Source organism: Nocardia sp. NPDC059764, assembly GCF_042732555.1.
Classification (GTDB): Bacteria; Actinomycetota; Actinomycetes; order Mycobacteriales; family Mycobacteriaceae; genus Nocardia.
In genome coordinates this window covers 1-10,133 of the sequence record NZ_JBHWHH010000224.1, presented here as the reverse complement: position 1 = coordinate 10,133, position 10,133 = coordinate 1, and the positions used below count along the sequence as shown (strand labels likewise).

Genomic DNA, 10,133 nt, shown 5'->3' with positions numbered 1-10,133 from the left:
CCCGCTCATCATGGGCAAGGCGACCCTGGGCCTGCTCACCGCGCTCATCTTCGACAATCGGGTCGGCGAGGCGCATTCGGTGTGGATCGACGAGCAGGGGCCCACCTACCTGGGTATCTGGTCGCTCGAGAACGGTCAGACCTCGGTGCACGACGCCATCGCCTACAACCTGGTGGCCGCGTTCCTGCACTCGCTGAGCACCGGCGACCCGAACGCCGCCAACCACGCCGTCGACAGCCTCATGACCCGAAACGTGGAGTGGGCCTACGAGAACGACCGCCAGGTCGTCCCCGCCATGATCGGCAGCTGGCGGCGACACCTGCTCGAGATCCACGGCGGCGAACCCGCCCCCGAATACCGCTGGCAGCTGACCCAGGCCGAACAGCGCTGGGGCGCGCCGATTCCCGACGGCGGTCTGTATTGGATGCGCCCCTACCGCTGGGTCGTCGACTGGCTGTGACCGTCGGGTCGCCCGGCGCCTGAGCGTGCCGGTCGGTACGTCCTGACCGTGCCGGTGAGCGGGGGAGTCGGCGCCGCCGCCTAGGCTGGCGGCATGGCGACCGAAATCTGGCACAACCCGCAGTGCTCCAAGAGCCGCACGGCCAAAGCGGTGCTCGAGGAAACCGGCTCGGACTACGTCGAGCGCCGCTACCTCGACAATCCGCCCTCGGCCGACGAAATCCGCGCCGCCCTGACCAAACTCGGGCTCGAACCGTGGGACATCACCCGCACCGCCGAGGCCCAGGCCAAGGAACTCGGCGTCGCCTCCTGGGGCCGCACCCCCGCCGACCGCGACCGCTGGATCGACGCCCTGGCCACCCACCCCCGCCTCATCCAGCGCCCCATCGTCTTCACCGCCGACGGCCGCGCCTTCGTCGCCCGCGACAACGAAGCCCTCGACGAACTGCGCTGACGGCCTACCAGCCCGCACCGATCCGGAACCCGTGATCGGCGCGGGCAGATTCGCGTCGAGACACCGAAACGCCCCGGCAGGGCAGCGGCCTTGCCGGGGCGAGTCGTATCGGGGTGACGGGTCAGTTCAGGACGAAGACGGGGAATCCCGGTGCGATATCAGTCAATTCGGCGTCGGTCGCGTCCTTGGTGACGCCCTCGAAGAAGCGGCCGACCTCCCAGCCCCAGCGGTCGAGGTAGGCGCGCAGGACGGGGATCTTGTCGGCGTCGGGGAGTTCGATGGCGGTGAAGGTCTCGGACTTGCGGCCCAGGCGCAGTTCGCCGGTCTTGGCGACGCGCAGGTTGCGGACCCACTGGGTGTGGCCGCGCGGGGCGACCAGGTAGCGGGTGCCGTCGACGGTCAGGACATTGACCATGGTGGTGCGCCATTCGCCGGACTTGCGGCCGCGCACCGCCAGCAGCCGCGAGCCCGCGACGCTGATGCCGAGCTTGGGGAGCATGTTGAAGAAGCGGTTCATGTAGGGGTCGAGACCGGTGGGGCCGAGGTAGCGGGTGGCGGCGGTGTGGGCGTCCATGGGATCTTCCTTCACTCTGCGAGAGCGGTGCTCTCTGTTGTGATCAGTGTGCATGCACGCCTCACGGAATGTCAAGAGCGGTGCTCTCGAAATATTCGGGTGATCCGAAACGTGGCACACTATCGGGATGAGCGTCCCCCGAACCGCCCGCGCCCGGGCCAGAGCCGAGATCACCCGCGAGATCACCGACGCCGCGCGCCGGCAGCTCGCCGAATCCGGCGCCCCCGCGCTGTCGCTGCGGGCCATCGCCCGCGAACTGGGCATGGTGTCCTCGGCGCTGTACCGCTACTTCCCCAGCCGCGACGACCTGCTGACCACGCTCATCATCGAGGCGTACGACAGCATCGCCGACGCGGTCGAGAACGCGGTCGCGGTCGCGGACACGCCCCGGGCGCAGTGGCGGGGGATCTCGCACGCGGTGCGCGACTGGGCCAAGGCCCACCCGCACGAATACGCCCTTGTCTACGGTTCGCCGGTGCCCGGCTACCGGGCCCCGGAATCCACGATCGGCCCTGCCTCCCGGGTGCCGGTGGCCGCGCTGGGCGTGGTCAACCGGGCGTGGAAGTCGGCCAGTCTCACGCTGCCCGAGGGTCCCGTCGATCCGGTGCTGGCCGCCCAGTCCGCGGGTATCGCCGAGCAGGTCGCGCCCGGCCTGCCCGAGGTCGCCGTGGTTCGCGCGGTCATGGCGTGGACGCAGCTCTACGGCACGGTCACCTTCGAACTGTTCGGCCAGCTCGACAACAGCATGGACCCGGCCGGACCGTTCTTCGCCTACTCCGTCGAGGCCATGGCCGACTTCATCGGCCTGACCCGCTAGTGAGTCGAACGGTGTTGCGCTACAACGTGAACGGCGGCGCGCCGATCCCGGCGATGCGCAGATTGCCCCATGGATCGCGCTCCTGGAGGACGCCGGGCGCCGGCGCCCGGCCCTGGACGGTCAGGAAGACCTGGCCCCGCCCGGGTTCGGGGCGCGCCGCGCCGTCGTCTGCGGAAACCCGCCCATGCCAATGGAACTGGCCGTCGATCGGATCCAGATTAGTGGTACAGGCTGTCACGGTCAATGCGGAGGTGGGTATCGTGAGGCGCGTGACCGGGACCCGACGCAGCAAACCCGCGCCGCCGGGCGCCGACGGCCGCAGTACGCGCTGGGACGATCACAAGGCCCGCCGCCGCGTCGAGATGCTCGATGCCGCGCTGGCCGTGATCGAGGAGCACGGCACCGAGATCTCCGTCCAGCAGATCGCCGACCGCCTGTCGGTCCCGCGCCCGGTCGTCTACCGGCACTTCGACGGCCGCACGGACCTCGACGAAGCCATCCGCCGCCACATCCTCGACGGCCTCACCACCGAACTCATGCCGCGCCTGCACCCCGACGGCACCGTCCGCGACCTGGTGCGCGGAGCCGTCGGCACCTACGTCGGCTGGGTGGAACGCCACCCCCACCTGCACCGCTTCCTCACCGCCGCCGACCCGCACGGCGAATCCTCCACCGCGCTGGCCGGAGCCCGCGACCGCATCGGCGGGCGGCTCGCGGACCTGTTCGCCGACGCCCTGCACCGTTTCGGCATCGACCGGAACCGGGCCCGCCCCATGGCCTTCGGCACGGTCGGCTTCGTCGACGGCGTGGTCAACAGCTGGCGCGCGGCCCCCGGGCTGTCCTCGGAGCACATCGAGGGCATCCTCACCGAATCGGTGCTGTCGCTGCTCGAGGGCAATGCCCGTAGTCTGGACGTGCCGCTGACCCGCGACACCGTCGTCGCCGACCTGCTCTCGCGTACCGAGGCGGCGCGGGCGTGACGTCGATCGACCCGAGGACTCCGATGGCTGCACGCACTCTCGCCCGGCTGGCGGTGTTCACCGGAGTCGCCGGGGCCGCACTGGCTCCGGCCGCGTCCGCCGACGCCGAACTTCCCGCCGGACTGCACTGCGACGTCCTGGACTGCCGTAACGACACCGACACCGAATACGTGGTCTCCGGCTACATGCAGTGCGAGTACCACGACTCGGACGGCGGCGGATCCTCCGGCAGCGAGCAGTTCGTCGATTTCGTGCCGGCGCATTCGCTCTACCGGCTCTCCTCCTGCATCGACGGCCAGGCGCCCTACCTGCGCTCCATCGACGAGGTCGACTAGCCCCGCACCCCGCCGGTGAGGGCCAGATAACTGCGATTCCACAGCCACTCGACCGGTCCGCGCTCGAAGCGCCGCAGCCAGAAGTGGGCGAAGGCCAGCATGAGCGCGCACACCAGCACGTAGATCCCCACCGTGAACGGCACCCGGGCGTTCGCCGACACCAGGCTCGCCAGGCCCAGACCCCAGCCGTAGCACAGGAATCCCGCCACCAGGTTCTGGAGGATATAGCAGCTCAACGCCATTCGCCCGACATCGCCGAAGCGGCGGCCCACCCAGCCCGGCCGGGGCCGATGCGCGTACACCTCGGCGACCAGGGCCAGCAGCCCCAGCGAGACCACGGGTGCGGTGCCGTAGCGGGCCGGCAGGATCAGATCGCCGCCGATCAGGCCCAGCGCCAGGTCGACGGGCGCGGCGATGCCGAACCCGATCAGCATGAGCCGCTTGCGGATTCGCGCGCCGCCCGGCTCGAAGATCCCGGCCCGGAACAGGCGCGCGCCCAGCAGGAACAGGGCGATGGACATCGGGAAGATGAGCAGCGGTTCGAGCCGGAACACCAGCAGGTGCTCCCACCGGAACGCCACCAGATCCCAGAACGAGCCGTCCGCGTACGGATTCGGATCCAGCGCCTGGCGTGGGCCGGAATCGTCGGGTGATCCGACCGCGATCGCCACCGCGAACAGCGACAACAGCGCGATGTGCACGCTCGCCTGCGCGATGAGCCAGCGCCGCTGCGCCTTCGCCCCGGTGGCCAGGATGAACGCCACCACCAGGCCGGTGACCGCGTACCCCATCAGCACGTCGAACTCGGCGACGAGGAAGAAGTTCAACAGGCCGTCGAGGAACAGCAGCCCCGCTCGCACCGGGTAGCTGCCCGGCCAGGCGCGCCCACTCCGCGCCGCCGATCGCTGTTGGATAGCCAGCCCGATGCCGAACATGATGGTCAGCAGCCCGAGGAACTTGCCCTGCGCGAGTTGCTGCAGGAATCGTTCGATCCACAGCCACGCCCCGTGCGGCTCGTCGCCGCGCGCGATGTAGCCGAGCAGCCCTTCGGCATTGGTGAAGATCCAGACATTGGTGCCCAGGGTGCCCAGGATCGCAATGCCGCGCAGCACGTCGAGGGCCGCCACCCGGCTCGAAACAGGTTGGGCGGGTGTGGGATCGGTGTCGTCGGCGACGGTGGTGACCGGGTGCGGCGGGCGGGGGAGGGGAGCCGATTCGACCATGCTGGTGATTGTGCCGTCGCGCCGGTCCCGGGCGGATCGCCCGCGAGGACGATCCGGCGTACGACTCGCGAATGAGACCGACCCGGACAGTCCGGCCGCGTCGGGGCCCGCCTTTCGCCTAGGCTCGAAGCCATGCAGCGCATCATCGGAATCGAGGTCGAGTACGGCATTTCGACGCCGACCGAGCCGTCAGCCAACCCGATTCTCACCTCCACCCAGGCGGTGCTGGCCTACGCCGCGGCCGAGGGCGTGCCGCGCGCCAAGCGCACACGCTGGGATTACGAGGTGGAATCGCCGTTGCGCGACGCGCGCGGTTTCGATCTCGGCAGGCTCAACGGGCCCGCGCCGGTGATCGACGCCGACGAGGTCGGGGCGGCCAATATGATCCTCACCAACGGGGCCCGCCTCTACGTCGACCACGCCCACCCGGAGTACTCCGCGCCCGAGGTCACCGACCCCCTCGACGCCGTGATCTGGGACAAGGCCGGTGAACGGGTCATGGAGGCCGCCGCCCGCTACGCCTCCAGCGTGCCGGGCGCGGCCCGCATGCAGCTGTACAAGAACAACGTGGACGGCAAGGGCGCCTCCTACGGCACCCACGAGAACTACCTGATGAGCCGGGAGACCCCGTTCAATCAGATCATCGTGGGCCTGACCCCGTTCTTCGCCTCCCGGCAGGTGGTGTGCGGTTCCGGCCGCGTGGGCATCGGCCAGTCCGGTGACACCCCCGGTTTCCAGCTGTCGCAGCGCGCGGACTACATCGAGGTCGAGGTCGGTCTCGAGACCACCCTCAAGCGCGGCATCATCAACACCCGCGACGAGCCGCACGCCGACGCCGACAAGTACCGCCGCCTGCACGTCATCATCGGCGACGCCAACCTGGCCGAATGGTCCACCTACCTCAAGGTGGGCACCGCTTCGCTGGTGCTGGACCTGATCGAGGCCGGCGAGGACTTCTCGGATCTGCAGCTGGCCCGCCCGGTCACCGCCGTGCACACCATCAGCCACGACCCGACTCTGCGTGCCACCGTAGCCCTTTCCGACGGCCGCGAGCTGACCGGCCTTGCGCTGCAACGCATCTACCTCGACCGGGTCGAGAAGTTCATGGACCGCACCGGAAACGACGACCCGCGGGTGCTGGACGTCATCGAGAAGTGGGCCCACGTGCTGGACCTGCTCGAGCGCGACCCGTTCGAGTGCGCCGACCTGCTGGACTGGTGCGCCAAGCTGCGCCTGCTCGAGGGCATGCGCTCGCGGGAGGGCCTGTCCTGGGCCGCCCCCAAGCTGCACCTGGTCGACCTGCAGTACTCCGACGTGCGCCTGGACAAGGGCCTCTACAACCGCCTGGTGGCGCGCGGCTCCATGCAGCGGCTGGTCACCGAGCAGCAGGTCACCGACGCCATGACCAACCCGCCCACCGACACCCGCGCCTACTTCCGCGGCGAGTGCCTGCGCCGGTTCGGCGCGGATATCGCGGCGGCCAGCTGGGATTCGGTGATCTTCGACCTGGGCGGCGACTCGCTGGTGCGGATCCCCACCCTGGAACCGCGTCGCGGCACCAAGTCCCACGTCGGCAAACTGCTGGACGGCGTGCACACCGCCTCGGAACTGGTGCGCCAGCTGACCCACTAGGCCCACGTGAGAGGGGTACGGGAACTGAACCCCGTACCCCTTTTTCGTGTCCGCGACATGGCGGCGGAGAGATCGCGGGCACAGCACAATGACGTTTAATCCGGCATGTTGTCCCCGCTGGTGGGTACTGTTGACGGCACGAGCATCGGGTCTTCTCCGGTGCTCGCCGATGATCACAGAGGAGGTCGGCTGCTATGGCACAAGAGCAGACCAAGCGCGCCGGTGGCGGCGACGAGGACGAGGGCCCGGTCGGCGACGGTGGGGCGGGACAGGAGCGTCGCGAGAAGCTGGCGGAGGAAACCGACGACCTGCTCGACGAGATCGACGACGTGCTCGAGGAGAACGCGGAGGACTTCGTCCGCGCATATGTGCAGAAGGGCGGCCAGTGACCCAAGGTGACCCCCTGCGGCTCCAGTTGGGGTTCGCCCAATCCTCTTTCTCCGAGTACCTGCGTTTACACGCTCCGGAACTGTTGCCCGGCAACGGAATCGGATCCGGCGGCACGCACCCGAATCCGGGCGTGCCGTCGGATATCGCTCCGCACGGCACCACCATCGTCGCGGTCAGCTACCGCGGCGGTGTGCTGATCGCGGGCGACCGCCGCGCCACCCAGGGCAACCTGCTGGCCCAGCGTGACATCGAGAAGGTGTACATCACCGACACCTACTCCGCGGCCGGCATCGCCGGTACCGCGGGGATGGCGATCGAGATGATCCGCCTGTTCGCGGTGGAGCTCGAGTACTACGAGAAGATCGAGGGCGTTCCCCTCACCTTCGCCGGCAAGGCCAACAAGCTGTCGAAGATGGTGCGTGACAACCTCCCCGCCGCCCTGCAGGGGCTGGCGGTGGTCCCGCTGCTGGTCGGCTTCGACCCGGACGCGCACGACCCGGACAAGTCCGGGCGGATCGTGTCCTACGACGTGGTCGGCGGGCGCAGCGAGGAGCGGTTCGGGTACACCGCGGTGGGGTCGGGTTCCCTGTTCGCCAAATCGTCGCTGAAGAAGACCTACGCGCGCGGCCTCGACCAGGACCGGGCGCTGCGGATCGCGATCGAATCGCTCTTCGACGCCGCCGACGACGACACCGCCACCGGCGGTCCGGACACCATGCGCAATATCTACCCGACGGCCATCGTCATCGACTCCGAGGGCGCCGTGGAGGTCACCGACGAGCGCCTGAAAGAGATCACCCGGGCGATGGTGGAGGAGCGGGCCGCGCTGGCGGCAGAGGGGATCGGCGAAGCATGACACTGCCGTACTACGCGTCGGCCGAACAGATCATGCGCGACAAGACCGAGCTCGCGCGCAAGGGCATCGCGCGCGGCCGCTCGGTCATCGTGCTGGTCTACGACAAGGGCGTGGTGTTCGTGGCCGAGAACCCCTCGGCCACCCTCCACAAGATCAGTGAGCTCTACGACCGGGTCGGTTTCGCCGCGGTCGGCAAGTACAACGAGTTCGAGGCGCTGCGCCGCGGGGGCATCCTGCAGGCCGACCTGCGCGGCTACCAGTTCGACCGCCGCGATGTGACCGGCCGGTTCCTGGCCAACCTGTACGCCCAGAGCCTGGGCACCATCTTCACCGACCAGCTCAAGCCCTACGAGGTGGAGATCTGCATCGCCGAAGTGGGCTTCCCCGAGCAGTCCACGAACTCGGTGCTGTACCGGATCAACTTCGACGGATCCATCGTCGACGAACGGGAATTCGTGGTGATGGGCGGCAACACCGACCCGATCACCACCGCCCTCAAGGCTTCGTACAAGCCGGGCATGGACCTGCATTCGGCCATCACCACGGCGGTGGCCGCGCTGCAGAAGGCCGTGCCCGAGGGCGACAAGGACAAGCAGCGCACCGTGGGCGTCTCCTCCCTGGAGGTGGCAACCCTCGAGCAGTCCCGGCCGCGGCGGGCGTTCCGCCGGGTCCAGGGCGCCGCGCTGTCTGAGTTGATCACCGGCAAGGCGCCGAACGCGAATGCGGCCGCCGAAGCCGACAAGCCGTCGGGCGGGGACCCGTCCTGAGGGCCCCGGCGACGTAGGCAAATCCCGCTATTCGGGATAAGGCTCCTTTGCACTCTCAATAGCAGAGTGCAAAGGAGCCTTGCTTTTTCGCAGGGTAGAGCGCGTGCCGCGTTGCACCCCGTGCTAAATCGTTGTGAATACGTTTGCATCAGTGCTCCGACAAGGCCGTTACCGGGCACTATTCCGCTGTAATGTCGATAGGGTGCAGCGACGAATCATGGGGATCGAGACCGAATTCGGGGTGACGTGCACGTTCCACGGTCACCGTCGGTTGAGTCCTGACGAGGTGGCCCGGTACTTGTTCCGCCGGGTAGTTTCCTGGGGCCGTAGCTCGAACGTGTTCCTTCGTAATGGTGCCCGGCTCTACCTCGATGTCGGTTCCCATCCGGAGTACGCTACGGCCGAATGCGACAGCTTGGTGCAGTTGGTCACCCATGACCGCGCCGGCGAGCGGGTCCTGGAGGATCTGCTCATAGACGCCGAGCAGCGGCTCGCGGAGGAGGGTATCGGCGGCGATATCTACCTGTTCAAGAACAACACCGACTCCGCGGGCAACTCCTACGGCTGCCACGAGAACTTCCTCGTGGTCCGGGCCGGGGAGTTCTCGAGGATCTCCGACGTGCTGTTGCCGTTCCTGGTCACCCGGCAGTTGATCTGCGGGGCCGGGAAGGTGCTTCAGACGCCGAAGGCGGCGACGTTCTGCCTGTCGCAGCGGGCCGAGCACATCTGGGAGGGGGTGTCGTCGGCGACCACGCGGTCGCGGCCGATCATCAACACCCGCGACGAGCCGCACGCCGACGCCGAGAAGTACCGGCGCCTGCACGTGATCGTGGGCGACTCGAACATGGCCGAACCGACGACCATGCTGAAGGTGGGCACGGCGTCGCTGGTGCTGGAGATGATCGAGGCGGGCGTCGCGTTCCGAGACTTCGCTCTGGACAACCCGATTCGCGCCATTCGCGAGGTGTCGCACGATCTCACCGGTCGTCGGCCCGTGCGGCTGGCGGGCGGGCGGCAGGCGTCGGCGCTCGAGATCCAGCGCGAGTACTACGCCCGCGCCGTCGAGCACCTGCGCAACCGCGACCGCGATCCGCAGGTCGACGCGGTGGTGGATCTGTGGGGCCGCACCCTCGACGCGGTCGAGGCGCAGGACTTCGCCAAGGTCGACACCGAGATCGACTGGGTGATCAAGCGCAAGCTGTTCCAGCGCTACCAGGACCGCTACAACATGGAGCTGTCCGATCCCAAGATCGCCCAGCTGGATCTGGCCTACCACGACATCAAGCGCGGCCGCGGCGTCTTCGACCTGCTCGCCCGCAAGGGTCTGGCCAAGCGGATCACCGAGGACGACGCGGTCGACGCGGCGGTCACCACGCCGCCGCAGACCACCCGGGCCAAGCTGCGCGGCGATTTCATCACCGCCGCGCAGGAGGCGGGCCGCGACTTCACCGTCGACTGGGTCCACCTCAAGCTCAATGACCAGGCACAACGGACGGTGCTCTGCAAGGACCCGTTCCGCTCGGTCGACGAGCGCGTGGACAGGCTCATCGCCTCGATGTAGGAAGAGCCAACTCTCGGGACTCTCAGGGGCTTCGCCCCCGAACCCCCCGGATCCCGGGGAACTCTCGCGGCTACGGGCCGTGAAC

13 protein-coding genes are annotated in these 10,133 nt (G+C 68.6%); 10 read left to right on the top strand and 3 right to left on the bottom strand.

What is annotated here, in order from left to right:
• Together ACFV4K_RS32015 and ACFV4K_RS32010 are read left to right on the top strand one after the other, a co-directional pair.
• Positions 1–460: hypothetical protein (locus ACFV4K_RS32015; RefSeq protein ID WP_379279957.1), on the top strand; the 460-nt coding region annotated here is incomplete at its 5' end.
• 93 nt (positions 461–553) lie between these two features.
• A complete protein-coding gene (locus ACFV4K_RS32010) occupies positions 554–913 on the top strand; it encodes an arsenate reductase family protein (RefSeq protein WP_379279956.1) in 360 nt (119 codons plus the stop codon).
• Positions 914–1,034: 121 nt separating this feature from the next.
• Here ACFV4K_RS32010 and ACFV4K_RS32005 read toward each other — a convergent pair whose 3' ends face one another.
• Positions 1,035–1,487, bottom strand: a complete 453-nt coding sequence (locus ACFV4K_RS32005; protein ID WP_379279955.1) for a nitroreductase/quinone reductase family protein — start codon at positions 1,485–1,487, stop codon at positions 1,035–1,037.
• A 127-nt stretch (positions 1,488–1,614) separates the two neighbouring features.
• On the opposite strand from ACFV4K_RS32005, the gene ACFV4K_RS32000 reads away from it, so the two are divergent.
• On the top strand, positions 1,615–2,304 hold the full coding sequence (locus ACFV4K_RS32000; RefSeq protein WP_379279954.1) for a TetR/AcrR family transcriptional regulator: 690 nt from the start codon (positions 1,615–1,617) through the stop codon (positions 2,302–2,304).
• Between the two features lie 19 nt (positions 2,305–2,323).
• On the opposite strand, the gene ACFV4K_RS31995 is transcribed toward ACFV4K_RS32000, so the two are convergent.
• Complete coding sequence (locus ACFV4K_RS31995) at positions 2,324–2,542, bottom strand: DUF4873 domain-containing protein (RefSeq protein WP_379279958.1); 219 nt, start codon at positions 2,540–2,542, stop codon at positions 2,324–2,326.
• A gap of 31 nt (positions 2,543–2,573) precedes the next feature.
• Between ACFV4K_RS31995 and ACFV4K_RS31990 the strand changes: the two genes are divergently transcribed.
• Positions 2,574–3,284, top strand: coding sequence for a TetR/AcrR family transcriptional regulator (locus ACFV4K_RS31990; protein ID WP_379279953.1), 711 nt, complete (start codon positions 2,574–2,576; stop codon positions 3,282–3,284).
• A 23-nt stretch (positions 3,285–3,307) separates the two neighbouring features.
• A complete protein-coding gene (locus tag ACFV4K_RS31985; protein WP_379279952.1) occupies positions 3,308–3,619 on the top strand; it encodes a hypothetical protein in 312 nt (103 codons plus the stop codon).
• Here ACFV4K_RS31985 and ACFV4K_RS31980 read toward each other — a convergent pair.
• Entirely contained in the window at positions 3,616–4,842 is a 1,227-nt protein-coding gene (locus ACFV4K_RS31980; RefSeq protein ID WP_379279951.1) for a DUF418 domain-containing protein, read from the bottom strand. The two genes, ACFV4K_RS31985 and ACFV4K_RS31980, sit on opposite strands and share 4 nt — an antisense overlap.
• A gap of 132 nt (positions 4,843–4,974) precedes the next feature.
• Here ACFV4K_RS31980 and dop point away from each other — a divergent pair, with 132 nt between their 5' ends.
• The 5 genes from dop (at position 4,975) to pafA (ending at position 10,048) form a co-directional block, all read left to right on the top strand.
• A complete protein-coding gene (dop, locus tag ACFV4K_RS31975) occupies positions 4,975–6,474 on the top strand; it encodes a depupylase/deamidase Dop (protein ID WP_379279950.1) in 1,500 nt (499 codons plus the stop codon).
• A 194-nt stretch (positions 6,475–6,668) separates the two neighbouring features.
• Positions 6,669–6,863 carry a ubiquitin-like protein Pup gene (locus ACFV4K_RS31970; protein ID WP_033089305.1) on the top strand — a complete coding sequence of 65 codons (195 nt, stop codon included), beginning with the start codon at positions 6,669–6,671 and terminating at the stop codon, positions 6,861–6,863.
• A complete protein-coding gene (gene prcB / locus ACFV4K_RS31965) occupies positions 6,860–7,720 on the top strand; it encodes a proteasome subunit beta (protein ID WP_379279949.1) in 861 nt (286 codons plus the stop codon). The genes ACFV4K_RS31970 and prcB overlap by 4 nt, the downstream gene beginning before the upstream one ends.
• Entirely contained in the window at positions 7,717–8,487 is a 771-nt protein-coding gene (prcA, locus tag ACFV4K_RS31960; RefSeq protein ID WP_379279948.1) for a proteasome subunit alpha, read from the top strand. Before prcB ends, prcA begins: the two co-directional genes overlap by 4 nt.
• 202 nt (positions 8,488–8,689) lie before the next feature.
• Positions 8,690–10,048: a Pup--protein ligase gene (gene pafA / locus ACFV4K_RS31955; protein WP_357085449.1), complete on the top strand. Its 1,359-nt coding sequence runs from the start codon at positions 8,690–8,692 to the stop codon at positions 10,046–10,048.
• The last annotated feature ends 85 nt before the right edge of the window (positions 10,049–10,133 follow it).